Source organism: Agrobacterium sp. 5Ca39 (assembly GCF_055382365.1).
In genome coordinates this window covers 601,648-616,729 of the sequence record NZ_AP026437.1, presented here as the reverse complement: position 1 = coordinate 616,729, position 15,082 = coordinate 601,648, and the positions used below count along the sequence as shown (strand labels likewise).

Here is a 15,082-nt window from a genome sequence, read left to right as displayed (position 1 = left end):
GGGTCAGCCGCCGGCGCGGGCAAGGGTGGGTCAGTTGTCGACCGAGACCTCCCAGAGGCGAGCGTTCGACTGCCAGACAGGCTGGCCCTTCAGCTTATTCGTCGCGCCCCAGACATCGACCATGTCATAGAGGAAGATACCCGGCATTTCCTTCAGCATCAGCTCATGGAACTCATCGAAAATCTTCTGGCGTTTCGTCTGGTCGGCCTCAACATAGGCGGCCTTCATCAGCTCGATCGCCTTCGGATCATCCCACATCAGGGAAGCGTTCTTGTCCTTGTTGCCGACATAAAAGGCATACATCAGCGCCGGGTCGAGGCGCGGAGCGACCGACTGCGAGATCACCTGATAATTGCCGGAGCGGCGGCGATCCACCTGGGTGGCATAGTCCAGCACCTCGATCTGCACGTTGAGGCCCGCCTGCTGCATCATCGCCTGCGCCATGACTGCGGCCGGGAAGCTCGGCACGTTGCCACGCTTGTTGGCGATGATCGAGATTGGTTCGCCCTTGTAACCGGCCGCCTCAAGCTCCTTCTTGGCGGCATCGATGTCATAGGCCGGACGCTTCTTCTGGGTCTCACCATAATAGACAGAATCCTGCGAAACCATCGAACCGTTGGCCTCGCCCGTGCCGTTGGATGCGGCGGCAACCAGTTCATCAAGATCGAGTGCCATCGCCATGGCGCGACGCACGCCGGGATTGCTCAGCACCTTGTCACGGGTCTGGATGTAGAACAGGTTCTTGCCGTTGTTGCGGGAAACGATGAGTTGCATCTTTTCGTTGGTCTTGAACTCCGGAATGAGATCGGGGGAAATCTCGGCCGTATCAAGCACGCCGGATTCAAGACCCGCCTTCACGGTCGATGCATCGGGGATGACCATGAACTTGACGCCATCGGCCAGCGGCCGCTTGGAGCCGACCATGCCGTCAGGCTTACCGTCATTTGCCGGAGAAACGTAGTCGGCAAACTTGGCGAGACGGATATACTCGCCCTTCTTCCACTCGTCCCACTGAAAGGGCCCGGTGCCGATCGGCTTGACGAAACTGCCATCGGAAGCAACCGATTCCGGTGAGATCATGCCCGTATAACCGCATTCCGGCCGTGACATGAGGCCCAGGAAAACGCCGGATGGTTTTTCCAGGGTGATCTCGACAGTGGAAGCCTCCGTGGCCTTGACGCCAGTGACGTGTGCTGCGCCGCCCTCGACGAAATCGTTGAGGCAGGCCCATTTGGTTTCCGGCTTCAGGTAACGCGTCCAGTTCCAGACGACATCCTCCGCGGTGAGCGGCTTGCCGTTGTGGAATTTCACGTCCTTGCGCAGCTTGAACGTATAGGTCAGGCCATCAGGGGCGACCTCGACGCTTTCTGCGAGAAGCGGCTTCACCTCACCGGCATTGTTATAGCCGACGAGACCCTCGACGATATGCAGGATGACCCCATCCGTATTGCCATCGCGGTTCACCCCCGGGTTGTTGCTGCGCAGATCCGAGCTCTGCGCAATGGTGATGTCGCGTGCTGCGGTTATGTTGGCCGTTACGAGCAGGGCAACGCCTGCGAGAAGAAGTTTTTTCACTGTTCTACCCTCTTTGTTGTCGTTGATTGTTATTGATGAAAGCCATCCCAGCACGCCTGCGCCAGCCGGCCGATCGTTTCGAGCGCGATGGTGTATCCCGGCGTGCCGTCAGGCATGGTTTGCGGCACCTCATCGGTATAGGCCGTGATGATGAAGGACGGCGCGCCGTTTCTGTAGACGATGCCCGCATCCATGCGACCACGTTTGCCGCGACCGCTCTTGCTCGCCACCACGGCCTCGAACGGCAGGCGGGAGCGAATTCCATAACGCAAAATCTGGTTCTTCAGCGTCTGCATCGCCCATTCGCACAATTGCGCACTGCATCCGAGCTTCGCCTGCGCTTGCCGCGAGGACTGGGCATCGAGAATGGTCTGCAACAGCAACACCTGGTCCGCCGCCGACGTTGTGGTGACGGTTTTAAGCGGATGGTCCGCCGCCAGTGCCAATGGCGGAATGAGAAAACGATGATGGGTGTTGGACATGCCGAGCGATTTGCAATAGCCGTCCACCTCTTCCAGCGTCAGCCTCTCCAGCACCATCTTGGTGCAGACATTATCGCTCAGCACCATCATGCCGGCGACGGCATCGCGTAGCGAAATCACGATACCCGGGGTCATGTAGCGGAACATGCCGCTCGCCACCTCTTCCGCCAGCCGCTTTTCGTAGACGACGGGCTGGTCGAGATCGATCCGCCCTTCGCTGGCGGCCTTGAGCACTGCCATCATGATCGACGTCTTGCGGGTGCTGCCCGATGGCGTCTCCTCGTTTTCTCCCCGGCCGATCTCTTCACCGGTCAGGAGATTGCGCACCATGAAGCGCGTCACGAAAGGCTGTGCATCACAGATCGCATTTAATTGGGCAGCCACTGTCATTGTCATCTTCCTGTTAAACTTCATCTTCCAGACGCCATTTCAGTGTCACGCCGCCCTTTTCATTCTGGTCGAGGGCGGGAATGGCCGAGAGCAGCCGGCGCGTATAGGCTTCCTTCGGACTGTCGAAAATCGTGTCGCGGTCACCCTCTTCGATGATGCGCCCGTCCTGCATGACGACGACACGGTCCGCCACCTGCTCCACCACACCGAGATCATGGCTGATGAACAGGCAGGAAAAGCCGTAACGTTTCTGCAAATCGGAAAAGAGATCGAGCACCTGCGCCCGCACCGTCACGTCGAGTGCCGAGACCGGTTCGTCGGCGATCAGGAACCGCGGACGGCGGGCAATGGCGCGGGCAATCGCCACGCGCTGGCGCTGGCCGCCGGAAAGCTCGTGCGGATAACGGGCGGCGTAGTCAGCGCCGAGCCCCACTTCCTCCAGTGTTTCCAGCGCCCGCTTGCGCTTGGCGGCCTGATCGAGGTCAGGCACGAGGCGCAATGCCTCCTCCACCAGCGCCTGAATGGTCATGCGCGGATCAAGCGAGGAATAGGGATCCTGAAACACCATCTGGCAATTCAGGCGATAATCCTTCCAGTCCTCGTTGCGCTCGCGGCCCTGAAAGCGGATATGCCCTTCGCTTTCCTCGACGAGCCCGGCAATGGTGCGGCCAAGCGTCGTTTTGCCGGAACCGGAGCCGCCAACCAGCGCCACGACCTCTCCCTCATGAATATCGATGCTGACGCCATGCAGCGCGCGCTTTGGCTTGGCTTTCTTCAGCAGGGATTTGCGGCCGGCATAATCGACAACGATATCGCGGGCCGAAACCATCGGCGCTTTGGAGGTGTCGATACGGCGCGGCTCGCCACGGAACGGCAGGGAGGAAAGCAGCTTCTTGGTATATGGGTGCTGCGGCGCGTCCAGCAGGTCCTCGGTACGGCCCTGCTCGACAATCGCGCCTTTTTCCATGACCACGATGCGTCTGGTATAACGCGCCACCATCGGCAGATCATGGCTGATGAGCAAAACGGCGGTGCCTTCCGCACGTGTCAGCTCCACCATCAGTTCCATGACATCGCGCTGGATGACAGCGTCAAGTGCCGTCGTCGGCTCGTCGGCAATCAGCAAAGCGGGTTTCAACAGCATGACCGAGGCCAGCATGATGCGCTGGCGCATACCGCCGGAAAACTCATGCGGATAGGCCGTCAACGCGCCTTCGGGATCGCGGAGGCCGACCCGGCTCAGCATGTCGAGAATTCTCGCGCGGCGCTCTTCTCCCGACTGTTTCGTGTGAAGGATCAGCCCCTCTTCCAGCTGCCGGCCTATCGTCATTGATGGATTGAGGGAGGTCATCGGCTCCTGAAACACCACGCCGATCTCCGCGCCGCGCAGATTTCGAAGCGCCTTCACCGGCAGGGACATCACATCCTGCCCCTTGTAGACGATCGACCCGCCGGTGACAGCGATGGCCGGTGGCAGAAGCGAGATGAGCGCGCGGGTGGCGAGCGTCTTGCCCGAACCGCTTTCACCGACGATGCCGAAGATTTCGCCCGCGGCTATATCGAAGGAAACATCCTTGACCACCCGATGGCCGGTTCTGGCGACTTCGAGCGAAAGGCCCCGGACGGTGAGAAGTGTATTATCAGTCATTTGAGACCTCTCATGCGCGGGTCAAGCCTGTCGCGGAGGGCATCGCCCAAAAGATTGATGCCGAGCAGCGTCAGCGCGATGCAGAGACCGGGGAAAAGACCCAGCCACACGGCCTGCTGGATGAAGGGTCGGCCGGCGGCCAGCATGTTGCCCCAGGTGGGGGCCGGCGGCGGCACACCAAGGCCAAGGAAGGAGAGCGCGCTTTCCGACAGAATGGCCCAGCCAAACATGGAAGTGGCAAGAACCGTGATCGGCGCGATGCAATTGGGCAGGATGTGGCGGAACATGGTGTAGATTTCACCATTGCCCATCACCAGCGACGCCTCGATGAATTCACGCTCACGCAGAGAAAGCACGGCACCGCGCACCACGCGGGCCATGGATGGCGTATAAGCGATACCGAGTGCGAAGATAATGCCATACTGGTTTGCGCCGAACACCGCGAGCAGGCCCAGCGCCAGCAGAATGCCGGGAAAGGCGAGAAGCGCATTGTTGATGGCCATGATGACGCCATCCACCCAGCCCCGCGCATAACCGCTGACAAGGCCGATCAGCGTGCCGCAGATCGTCGCGAAGCTGACCGTCAGGAAGCCGATCCAGACGCTGGCACGTGCGCCGACCATCAGGCGGCTCAAAACATCGCGCCCGAATTCATCGGTGCCGAGAAGATGGCTGGCGCTTGGACTGGCCAGACGCGAGGCGAAACCGAGCTTCATTGGATCATAAGGCGTCCAGAACAGGCCGGTCGCGGCGGTGATGAGCAGGAGGGCGATGAGAAAGCCACCGATAAGCCCGTTGAGTGTGAACTTTTTCATTCGGCAACCACGCGCGGATCGAAGAGGGGATAGAGGAGGTCGACGAACAGGTTGACCAGAACATAGGAGAGCGAGACGAACAGCAGACAGCCCTGTATGACCGGATAGTCGCGGGCAAAAATACTGTCGACCATCAACCGCCCGAGGCCCGGAATGGTGAACACCGTTTCGATAACGGCGATGCCGCCGAGAAGATTGCCAAGGATGAGGCCGATCATTGTCCAGGTCGGACCGAAGGCATTCTTGAAGGCGTGCCGCCAGAGAACGGCGCTTTCCGAAAGGCCCTTGGCGCGGGCGTGGGTGATGTAATCCAGCCGCAGAACCTCCAGCGTCGAGGCGCGCGCCATGCGGATCAGAACACCCATTTCGTGGATTACCAGCGTCATGACGGGCAGGACGAGATAAAGCATGCCGCCGACGAGATTGTCGCTGATCGACACATATCCGAGCACCGGCAGCCAGCCGAGTTTCAGGCCGAAAAACAGAAGGAGCAGAAGGCCAAGCCAGAACGTGGGAATGGACAGAAGCAGCGTCGCCGTTCCGACCAGCGCGAGATCAGTCAGGCTGTTCTGTTTCCAGGCGGCGATCACGCCTGCCGGAACCGCAATCAGGCTGGCGAGAAGCACCGCGACCACGACGATCTCGGCGCTGACGAGAAAGCGCGAGACGACCAGCGGCAGCACCGGCTCGTCATTGACGATGGAGCGACCGAAATCGCCCTGCACCACATTGCCGGCCCAGATGACGAACTGTTGCGGCATGGACTTGTCGAGGCCGAGCTCGGTCCTCATGGCTTCGATCTGTTCCGGTTGCGCCATGTCGCCCAGCATCAGGGCGGCCGGATCGCCGGGAATGAAGCGGATGAGCGCAAACACCGTGATCGACACGAATGCGATCGTCGGCAGCGCCATCAAAAGACGGCTCAGTATGAATCTTATCATCGGTTCCCCACGATTGATGGCAGGTAGTGACAGCCCGCCTCTATCGGTTTCATTGCTGGCGACTATGACGGATTGAGAAATATCACGCAATATTATGCATAAACGTCATACCTCTATGCATAATGACGGCGCGGTCATCCCGATGAGGACAAGGACATCTTCCGCCCAAAATCCCGCTTCAGACGATCTTTTGCGAGAGCTGGATTTTCCGCTTCAAGGCATCGCTCAGCGCCTGCGCAGCGATGGAGAGCGGTGCCCCGGAGGCGCGGGCAAGACCGAACTCCTGCGTCGCCTGCGGGACGAACGGCCGCGCGACAACGGGCAGGTGCCGATAGAGGTTGGCATAAAAACTGCTGATGATCGTTACCCCCAACCCGTGCGCCACATAGGCGCAGGCGGAACTGTTGGTGTGAGTCTCGATCTTCACCATCGGTTTGACGCCAGCCTTTTTGAACACCTGATCGAGCGCCATGCGATTTGGCCGCTGGCGGCCGATCAGGACGAGCGGAATGTTGCGCAGGTCCTTCACGGTAATTTCGTCAAGCGCTGCCAGCGGATGATCCTCCCGGACCACGCACACACTCTTGCCGGTCGCGACACGCTCGACGTCGATGCCCGGCCCGATCTCACCTTCCATCCGCAGGAAACCGAGATCAATCACCCGCTCGCCGACAAGCTTGTTGATGGCGGTCGTCGTCTCGAAAAAAGTCTCGATGCGAACGCCGGGAAAATCCCGGACATAGTCGATCAGCATGGCGGGCGCGAAATTTTCCCACATACTGCTCGGCAGCCCGATGCGCACGATTTCCGGACCAGCCGCACCATTCCGCAAATCTTCCGCATGACCGGACATGCGGTCGACCGCAAGCAGCACGTTTTCCGCATCCCGCGCAAGCAGCACCGCCTCCGGTGTCGGAATGAGCCGCCCTTTGTCGCGGGCAAACAGCGTCAGAGACAGGTCGGCCTCAAGCTGCGCCAGCAGCCGGCTGATACCGGATTGGCTAAGCCCCATTGCCTTGGCCGTGGCGATGGTCGAGCCGGTGGAAAGAAGCGTGCGAAGAACTTCGAGCTGCTTGATGTTCATGAGGCCAGCACCATGGATGAAGAGACAAGCCGGTTTCGGTTCTGACGTTTTGCCGCCGATAACGCTTCATGTCACCGGTTTTTTATCTCGCACGCGGCAACTGCCTAAAGTTCCACCGAATACACGGTGTCATGGGTGGCCACGCAAGCATCACCCGTGGAGGTAACCCAACCGCGGAACATGCCGGGGGTATTGTAGGGCGCTGCAATCCCGCCTTCGGCATCGATAGCCACAAGACCCGCGCCAATATCGTAGGGCGCCAGATCCTTATGGACGAGATTGCCAGCAGCAGTCTCCAGATCCTGCCCGAGATAGGCGACGCGGGATGCGATCTCGTGACCGACGACGTAGCGGATGAAAAATTCGCCCTTGCCGGTGCCGGAAACCGCGCAGGCCCCATCCCGTGCATAGGTGCCTGCCCCGATCACCGGGCTGTCACCCACCCGGCCATCGGGCTTGTTGGTGTAGCCACCTGTCGAGGTGGCCGCGGCAAGATGGCCCGCCGCATCGAGCGCCACCGCACCCACGGTTCCGTGTTTCTCGTTTTCCGTCGCTTCCGTGCCAGCGGCGGCGTGGCGCTTCATCGCCGCCAGTGCTTCACGGCGCTTTTGAGTCGTGAAATAGGATTGCGGCTCGGTCGCGAGCCCCTTTTCCTCTGCAAAGCGGTCGGCCGCCTCCCCCGTCAGATAGACGGCACGGTCATCCGCCATCAGTGCGCGGGCTGCTTTCACCGGATTGCGAATGGCGCGGGACGCGCTGATCGCGCCCGCTGCCAATGTGGCACCATCCATGATCGAGGCATCGAGTTCGTGGATGCCGTTCTCGTTCAGTGCGGCACCATGCCCTGCGTTAAAATGCGGGCTGTCCTCCATGACAACGACCGCCGCCTCGACCGCCTCAAGCGCGGTTCCGCCAGCCTTCAATACGCCATAACCGGCACGCAGCGCCGCTGCCAGATCATCGCGCGCAGCGGTCCACTCCTCTGAAGTCATACTGTCTTCCGGCATAACGCCGCAACCACCGTGAATGGCCAGTGCGATCTTCGTCATGTTCTCTCCCCTCGTCGCCCCGCTCACCGCAGGGCCTCTTACCATCAATGAAAGGCGATATCGCCGATGACCCGCACGCGAACCCGCCGCGCGCCGCCAGGCAGATAGGCAATCGGGATATCTTCCACCTCAAGCGTCTTCAGGCTCGCTCGCTCCGCTCCAGAAGCAATCGCCGCGTTCTGCGCCTCGGTCTCTGCTTTCGCAAGGGCCTCCTCGCGGCTCAGGCCGGAAAAGACCTGGTCAACCTCGCCGGAAACCTGCGCCATCGCCGCGCCCAGCGCATTGGCAACGCCGGCATTTTCCACACGCAGCACTTCCAACGCACCCGGAACCGTCTCGGGAATCAAAAACGCCCCGCCGCCGACGGCAACGAGCGGCACATCTTCCGCCGAGGTCTTCATCTGGTCGAAACTGTCGGCCACCATGTCACGGATGCGTTGGAGTGTGGCCTGCACGAAAGCCGGATCGAGGCCTTTGACACGGTCGCGGTCACCCATCTCGATCAGCCCCGCGGCAACGGCAATATCCGAGGTCGTGAGCGTATCGCCGCCGAAAACACGGGCCTGCGTCAGGATGCGATAACCGACCGAGCGTGGACCGATCTTGCCCGTCTCAGGATCAACGATCGTGCCGCCGCCGAGCGCAATCGGCAGAAGATCGGGCATGCGGAAGAGCGTGCGCACCCCGCCAATATGGACGATATTGTTCGCTTCCCGCGGAAAACCGCCGACAAGGCAGCCAATATCGGAAGTCGTGCCGCCGACATCCACCACCATGGCATCGGTTAGCCCGGTGAGGAAGGCAGCACCCCGCATTGAGTTCGTCGGGCCGGAAGCGAAGCTGTGCACCGGGTTGGCAGCGGCGACATCCGCGAGCGCCACCGTGCCGTCATTCTGGGTCAGATAGAATGGCGCCTTCACACCTGCTTCGCGCAACGCATCCGAAAATGCCTGAACAGTGGTCTTGCCAAGGGTTTGCAGTGCCGCGTTCAGCAGGGCGACGTTTTCCCGCTCCAGAAGCCCGATGCGGCCAAGCGTATGGGAAAGCGTGATGCGTGCATCGGGAATGACCGAACGGACGATTTCCGCCGCCCGCACTTCGCATTCCGTTGTCAACGGCGAGAAGGTTGCCGAAATGGCGATGGAAGTGATGCCCGCATCGCGAATTTTCATCGCCGCCTCCCGAATTTCATCGGGAATCATCGGCACCAGCGGGCTGCCATCATATTCATGGCCACCATGGACCATGAAAATCAACGGATCGACAGCATCGTACAAATCTTTTGGCCAGTCGCACATGGGCGGCAGCGAAGAACCGGTCGGCAGAGCGATGCGGATGGCTGCAACCCGTTCCAGCCGGGCGCGCTCCACCACTGCATTGGTGAAATGGGTGGTGCCGATCATCACCGCGTCGATCGGTCGATCCGTCGCGCCGACATGGCCGGACACATGGGCAAGCGCTGCTTTTACGCCCGAGAGGACATCCTGCGTGGTCGGAACCTTGATGGAGGCGACAATGGTGTCTCCATCGATCAAAACGGCATCCGTATTGGTGCCGCCAACGTCAATACCGATGCGTTTCATGGGAATACCGATCTGAAGTCAATGTCATAACCGAAGGCGCGCGGGCCGACGGCGGCGATGCCGGCAGGCGTCGTCAAAAGCTCGGGTGCCGGCAGGGCGACAACCGTCACGCGCTGGCCGTAACGCACCGATTCCGTACCGATGGCGCCGCCGGAAATCGTATCGAGAAGGCAAAGCAGGTCCGGCGTCATGGCGACTGGCTGGCCATCGCGGAAGGCAACGGCCCACTCATTCTGGAATGCGAGCTCCATGCGCGAGCCACGGTCGGCATCAATGCCTTCAATGGTGGTGCTGCCGCGCAGGAAACCACCCGTGGTCTCGCGGGCCACGTCCACCACCTTGCCGCGAAACAGCTGCTTGCCGCCTTCGTGGTCGAGAACCGCCTGAACGGGATTGTCATGGCGCGCACGCGCCTCCATCACGGCGCGCCCGAGTTCGGTCGCCTTGGTGACGGTGTAATGAATGCCCCACTCCTTCACTTCCTTGCCGGTGCGCGGCGCTTTGCAGGTGGCGGCGGTGGAGCCCACTTCGGTGCAGACCTTACGCGAGATACGCTCCATCCATTTCCATGAGGCAGCCCGCGTTACGATCACCTCATTGTCGCGCACATCGACCAGCGACAGCGGAAACATCGGCAGGTTGCCGATGGCGAAGGATGTCATCTGCGCTTCCGGATAGGCACGTCCCATGGCGTCGGCATTGACGACCGGCCGGTCGAGGACGGCGGCAGCGAGGAAAGACGAGAGCGCGTTGGAGCCGCCGATCTCCACACTCATGATCGCCCGGAACGGCTTGCCGAGATAATCCTCCATGACCTCGACAGCGCGGGCAAGATGCACGGGGTCTCCCAGCCGTTCCTGACCGACAAGCGGGGCACCCATCTTGGACACGACGGCGACCATGTCGTCATCGGCAAGCGCCATGGGATCCATGACCTTGACGCGTCGCCCCTCGGCATAGAGACGCCGCAGATTGAGCGTCGAGATATAGGGATTGCCGCCGCCACCCGTTCCCAGGATCCAGGCGCCGGTGGCCAGAGGTTCGATATCGTCTTCGGAAAATTCCTGGATCATGCGTCATCCTCGGGCATGCCGCAGCCTTTCCGGCCGCAGGCGATGCTCCTTCCCTTTGAAGTTCCAAGTCTGGCAGGCCCCGCCTTTGTGGCGGGGCCGGTTTTCATGAAGTGAAGATCACTCCGCTTTGCAGTCCCAATGGAAGTTTGAAAAGTTCAGATCCCAGCTCTGCATGGGAATGAACTCGTAACCCTGAAGGCAATTGTTCGCCGCATAACGGCGGTTCGGCGCAACCGCCCAGACGTCAGGCTGAAGATCGACGATCTTTGTCTGCAGCTCCTTGTAGGTAGCGTTCTGCTCGTTGACGTCAGTGGTGGAGCGAACCTTGTCGATCAGCCCGTCGATTTCCGCGTTCTGCAGCCATTCCATCGACATCCAGGTGCCGGATGCCTTGGAATGATACTGGTTGTAGAACATCGAATCCGGCGACGGATAGGTCGGCGAGATGTTCAGCTGCGTCGATGCCGGCGTTGTTTCGGGCTTGGAAGAAAGCTCGACGATACGGTTCCACGGCTCAGGCTTGATATCGAGCGTGATGCCGATCTGCTCGAGGCTGGACTGCAACAGCAGCGCCACTTCCGCCTCGAAGGCGAGCGACGCGACATAGCTGTTGACGAGCGTGATCTTCTGGCCGGCATATTTCGACTTCGCCAGCTCTTCCTTGGCTTTTTCCAGATCGTAGACGCCCGGCTGGATATCGCCATTATGCGCGTCCTTGAACGCGTCAGAGAGCGGTCCCTTCATATCGAAGCCCGGATAGATCACTTCCTGGATCGTCTTGTAGTCGGTCGCATAGGCGATGGCGCGACGAACGTGGACGTCGTCGGTCGGATAGACCTTGGTATTGAGCTTGATGACGAAGCCGCCGGCGGTGCGGGTCTGGATCAGCTTGTAACCCTTCATCCGGCCGATGGATTCATAGGTGTCGTTGCCGAGCCCGTGCGAGGAAAGGCCGAGCTCACCCTTTTCCGCCAACGCCTTGACGGTGGCGTCGTCGCTGGTCTGCACGAAGCGCACTTCATCGATCGGCTTGCCCTTGGTCCAGCCGAGGAAATAATCGGCATTGCGGGCGATGACCATGTCGGCGGAGCGGTTGTAGCTGATCAACTTGTAGGGGCCGGAACCTGCGGAATGTTCGCCGACATAAGCCTCACCCCATTTGTCTTCGGGCTTGGCATTGGCTTCGATCAGCGTCTTGTTCATTGCCATCATCAGCGGCGTCGCCGCCATAAAGGGCGAGAACTGGCGGTCGATCTTCATGACCAGGGTTGCATCGTCAGGTGCGGTCACGTTTTCAGGCTTCAGCACGCCGACGATGAGGTTCGACGGGCCCTTGTTTATACCGAGCAGGCGCTGGATCGACCAGGCAAGATCGGCCGCCTTCACTGCCGTACCGTCCTGGAATTTCGCATCGTCGCGCAGGTGGAAGGTGTAGGTCAGGCCGTCCTCGGAAATCTCCCAGGATTTCGCCAGATGCGGCACGATTTCGCCCTTGGCGTTTACCGTGGTCAGACCGTCATACATGTTCACGATGGCCATGTAGCCGGTGTAGTCAGTCACTTTCGCCGGGTCGAGCGAGCTGAATATCTGCATGGTGTTGACCGCGACCGACACCTTGTCTTCCGCAAAGGCTGCAGAAGAAAAAATCGGCAACGCAAGCGCCGTGCCGAGTGCCAGCGCGGCGAGACGGGAAGAAACTACAGGCATTTTCATTATCGTTCTCCTCTTTATTGTGGGTCATCGGGCCCGCTTATGGTTAGGCAGCCTTGCTGACCGGAACGGGCAGCGGTGAGAAAGGAATGTCCGGGTAACCGAAGGCCGCCGGCCCGACGACCTCAAGCGCGCGGGCGCTGCGCAGCAGGTCGTGACAGGGAATGGCGATGACGGCCACGCGCTGGCCGTAGCGCAGTACTTCGGTGGTGATCGGATAACCGGTGTCGACATCGAGCAGGACGATCAGATCGGGAACCGTCACTTCCACCTTGCCGTCACGGGAAAACAGCAGGAATTCGTTCTGGATGGCGACGCCCGCCGTCTGGCCGGCGCAATCGTCGAAGCCGGAGAGCGTAAGATCGCCGACGGCGAAACCGCCGCGAAGATGGCGCTTCAGATCGGTGATCTTGCCGTTGAAGATGCGCCGCCCGCCTTCGAGCGCGCAGACTGCAGCAATAGGGTCTTCCTGCTGCTTGCGGGCACGGATCACCGCCTCACCGATGGCAATGGCCTTGGTGTAGGTTTTCGGAATGCCATACTGGTGCACGTAGTGCGCCTGCATCGGCGCGGTCGCCAGCATTGCGCCACCCCCCTGCGAGACGACGCAGGCGCGTGCCATACGCTCGTGCCAGACCTCGGAAACGGCATGGCTGAAGATGACGGCATTACCGTGCAGATCGCACATCACCGACGGCGTGGAACTATGGCCATAGATGGAGAAGGTGGTCATCTGCATTTCCGGGAAAGCCCGGCCCATGCCGTCGCAATCGAGGATCGGCAGGCCACCCAGCGCCGCCGTCACCAGCGGGTTCATGGAATTGGAACCGCCGATTTCCTCGCAGACGATCGCGTCGACTGGCGTGCGGATCAGCTCTTCCATCGCCCGCAGGCAACGCAGGCCTTCACGGCCTTCGCGAATGCGCTCGACGCCGACGACAGGCGCGCCGATACCGCCGATGGACATGCAGAGCGCGTCCGGCTCGATGGCGTCGGTTGCGAGAATCTTCATCTCGTAGCCGGCCTTCATGGCCTCCAGCGCCAGAAGCTTGCCGAGATAGGGATTGCCGCCGCCGCCCGTGCCGAGAATGCCTGCGCCGATTTCCAGTGCGTCGAGATCTTCACGCGTCAGCGTCCGCAATGCCTCTTCGTCATATTTCAGCTTGCGTGTCTCAGCCATGATTGGCTCCCATTTCTCCAACAACTTTCACATGAATGCGGGTGGCGTTGCCGGGCAGGTAAGCCAGCGGCATATCCTCGCGCTCGATCACTTCGAGCGTTTCGGCAACCGCGCCGGCGGCAATCGCCTTTTCGCGGGCCTCCGCTTCTGCCTCAGCCAGTACGCTCTCGCGCGTGCGTCCATCGACGAGTGAGAAGACCCGGTCGGTCTCACCGCTGATCTGCGCAATGGCCGCGCCAACGGCATTGGCCACCGCGAAATTCTCAGGCCGGATAACCTCAAGATCACCGATGCGATCCGGCATCAGGATGGAACCGCCGCCAACGGCGATAACCGGCACTGGTGACGATGAGATGCGGCTGCGCTCCACGCAGGCTTCAAGCATGTCGTTGATCTTGTTGACGGCCGCATCCACGAGCTTTTTGTCGAGGCTGGAAACCAGCTTTTTCTCGCCAACATCCGCCTTGCCGGAGGCAACCGCGATATCGGTCGCCGTCAGGGTCGAGCCACCGAAGCAGAGCGCCTCGCGGCGGACGCGGTAACCAACGGATTTCGGCCCGACAGTCAGGCCATGGTCGCCATTGACCACGAGGGAACCGCCGCCGAGACCGATGGAGAAAACGTCAGGCATGCGGAAATTGGTGCGCACGCCGCCAATATCCACCGTGGTCGAGGCCTGACGCGGGAAGCCGTGTGAAAGCGAGCCGATGTCCGACGTGGTGCCGCCGACATCCACGACCACGGCATCCTTGAGGCCGGTGAGGAAGGCAGCACCACGCATGGAGTTCGTCGGACCGGAGGCAAAGGTGAGCACGGGGAAACCGCGCACCACATCAGCCGCCATCAGCGTACCGTCGTTCTGAGTAATATAGAAAGGGCAGGTGATGCCCGCAGCCTTCAGCGCTTCGCCGAAAGCCGCAACCGTGCGGTCGGCGAGCGACAGCAGGCTGGCATTCATGATTGCCGCACTTTCCCGTGCAAGCAGGCCATGGCGGCCGATATCCTTGGACATCACCACCGGCAGACCGGGGCAGCGTTCCTGCAGGATTTCCTTCGCCCGAAGTTCCATCGCATCGTTGATGCCGCTGAAAACGCAGGTCACGGCGGCGGCCTTCAGGCCCTTGGCACGAATATCGGCGGCGATGCGGACGATTTCGTCCTCATCGAGCGGTGAAATTTCGCGGCCGTCGAATTCATAACCGCCGCGCACCTGATAACCGTGGTTGCCGACGATTTCTTTGAGATCATCCGGCCAGTCGACCATGGGCGGCAGGCCGGCACCGGACGGCAGGCCGAGCCGGATGGCTGCAACCTCGTCCATATGCCGGCGCTCGATCACCGCATTGGTGAAATGCGTGGTGCCGATCATCACGGCACCGATGCGCGCCCTGTCTATGCCCGATGCCTCGATGACCTTTTCAAGGGCTTCGATGACGCCTGACGTCACATCCTCTGTCGTGGAGGCCTTCACCCCCGCCAGAACGGTCTTATCCTGCAACACAACGGCATCGGTATTCGTGCCGCCGACGTCAATTCCAACGCGATACACGTC

The 15,082-nt window shown here is 60.8% G+C and carries 12 protein-coding genes; all 12 read right to left on the bottom strand.

Translation table 11 applies throughout. From position 1 onward, the window contains the following. Positions 1 to 30: 30 nt before the first annotated feature. Positions 31 to 1,575, bottom strand: a complete 1,545-nt coding sequence (locus ACZ47E_RS16610; protein WP_464017060.1) for an ABC transporter substrate-binding protein — start codon at positions 1,573 to 1,575, stop codon at positions 31 to 33. Between the two features lie 29 nt (positions 1,576 to 1,604). Then, positions 1,605 to 2,447, bottom strand: coding sequence for a serine hydrolase (locus tag ACZ47E_RS16605; protein WP_045534363.1), 843 nt, complete (start codon positions 2,445 to 2,447; stop codon positions 1,605 to 1,607). A gap of 13 nt (positions 2,448 to 2,460) precedes the next feature. After that, positions 2,461 to 4,095, bottom strand: a complete 1,635-nt coding sequence (locus tag ACZ47E_RS16600; RefSeq protein WP_108081197.1) for an ABC transporter ATP-binding protein — start codon at positions 4,093 to 4,095, stop codon at positions 2,461 to 2,463. Then, positions 4,092 to 4,910, bottom strand: a complete 819-nt coding sequence (locus tag ACZ47E_RS16595) for an ABC transporter permease (protein ID WP_004438408.1) — start codon at positions 4,908 to 4,910, stop codon at positions 4,092 to 4,094. The genes ACZ47E_RS16600 and ACZ47E_RS16595 overlap by 4 nt, the downstream gene beginning before the upstream one ends. Continuing rightward, positions 4,907 to 5,851, bottom strand: a complete 945-nt coding sequence (locus tag ACZ47E_RS16590) for an ABC transporter permease (protein WP_004438407.1) — start codon at positions 5,849 to 5,851, stop codon at positions 4,907 to 4,909. The genes ACZ47E_RS16595 and ACZ47E_RS16590 overlap by 4 nt, the downstream gene beginning before the upstream one ends. A gap of 178 nt (positions 5,852 to 6,029) precedes the next feature. Beyond that, positions 6,030 to 6,935 (bottom strand): LysR family transcriptional regulator, encoded by a 906-nt coding sequence (locus ACZ47E_RS16585; RefSeq protein WP_022563601.1) that lies wholly within the window; start codon positions 6,933 to 6,935, stop codon positions 6,030 to 6,032. Positions 6,936 to 7,039: 104 nt separating this feature from the next. Further along, positions 7,040 to 7,984: an isoaspartyl peptidase/L-asparaginase family protein gene (locus tag ACZ47E_RS16580; protein ID WP_034498298.1), complete on the bottom strand. Its 945-nt coding sequence runs from the start codon at positions 7,982 to 7,984 to the stop codon at positions 7,040 to 7,042. Between the two features lie 44 nt (positions 7,985 to 8,028). Next, positions 8,029 to 9,567, bottom strand: a complete 1,539-nt coding sequence (locus tag ACZ47E_RS16575) for a hydantoinase/oxoprolinase N-terminal domain-containing protein (protein ID WP_464017059.1) — start codon at positions 9,565 to 9,567, stop codon at positions 8,029 to 8,031. Next, positions 9,564 to 10,640: a DUF917 domain-containing protein gene (locus tag ACZ47E_RS16570; protein ID WP_045534354.1), complete on the bottom strand. Its 1,077-nt coding sequence runs from the start codon at positions 10,638 to 10,640 to the stop codon at positions 9,564 to 9,566. The genes ACZ47E_RS16575 and ACZ47E_RS16570 overlap by 4 nt, the downstream gene beginning before the upstream one ends. Before the next feature lie 117 nt (positions 10,641 to 10,757). After that, positions 10,758 to 12,353: an ABC transporter substrate-binding protein gene (locus tag ACZ47E_RS16565; RefSeq protein WP_464017058.1), complete on the bottom strand. Its 1,596-nt coding sequence runs from the start codon at positions 12,351 to 12,353 to the stop codon at positions 10,758 to 10,760. Between the two features lie 43 nt (positions 12,354 to 12,396). Then, the gene (locus ACZ47E_RS16560; protein ID WP_464017057.1) at positions 12,397 to 13,530 is read right to left on the bottom strand and encodes a DUF917 domain-containing protein; all 1,134 of its coding nucleotides are present in this window, start codon (positions 13,528 to 13,530) and stop codon (positions 12,397 to 12,399) included. Continuing rightward, entirely contained in the window at positions 13,523 to 15,079 is a 1,557-nt protein-coding gene (locus ACZ47E_RS16555) for a hydantoinase/oxoprolinase N-terminal domain-containing protein (protein ID WP_464017056.1), read from the bottom strand. Before ACZ47E_RS16555 ends, ACZ47E_RS16560 begins: the two co-directional genes overlap by 8 nt. Positions 15,080 to 15,082 lie beyond the last annotated feature (3 nt).

What these genes read in the sequence shown, in the direction of transcription:
- ACZ47E_RS16590 (WP_004438407.1), bottom strand. Translation starts at nt 5,851, where the DNA reads ATGATAAGATTCATACTGAGCCGTCTTTTGATGGCGCTGCCGACGATC.
- ACZ47E_RS16570 (WP_045534354.1), bottom strand. Translation starts at nt 10,640, where the DNA reads ATGATCCAGGAATTTTCCGAAGACGATATCGAACCTCTGGCCACCGGC.
- ACZ47E_RS16580 (WP_034498298.1), bottom strand. Translation starts at nt 7,984, where the DNA reads ATGACGAAGATCGCACTGGCCATTCACGGTGGTTGCGGCGTTATGCCG.
- ACZ47E_RS16600 (WP_108081197.1), bottom strand. Translation starts at nt 4,095, where the DNA reads ATGACTGATAATACACTTCTCACCGTCCGGGGCCTTTCGCTCGAAGTC.
- ACZ47E_RS16560 (WP_464017057.1), bottom strand. Translation starts at nt 13,530, where the DNA reads ATGGCTGAGACACGCAAGCTGAAATATGACGAAGAGGCATTGCGGACG.
- ACZ47E_RS16595 (WP_004438408.1), bottom strand. Translation starts at nt 4,910, where the DNA reads ATGAAAAAGTTCACACTCAACGGGCTTATCGGTGGCTTTCTCATCGCC.
- ACZ47E_RS16565 (WP_464017058.1), bottom strand. Translation starts at nt 12,353, where the DNA reads ATGAAAATGCCTGTAGTTTCTTCCCGTCTCGCCGCGCTGGCACTCGGC.
- ACZ47E_RS16575 (WP_464017059.1), bottom strand. Translation starts at nt 9,567, where the DNA reads ATGAAACGCATCGGTATTGACGTTGGCGGCACCAATACGGATGCCGTT.
- ACZ47E_RS16605 (WP_045534363.1), bottom strand. Translation starts at nt 2,447, where the DNA reads ATGACAGTGGCTGCCCAATTAAATGCGATCTGTGATGCACAGCCTTTC.
- ACZ47E_RS16585 (WP_022563601.1), bottom strand. Translation starts at nt 6,935, where the DNA reads ATGAACATCAAGCAGCTCGAAGTTCTTCGCACGCTTCTTTCCACCGGC.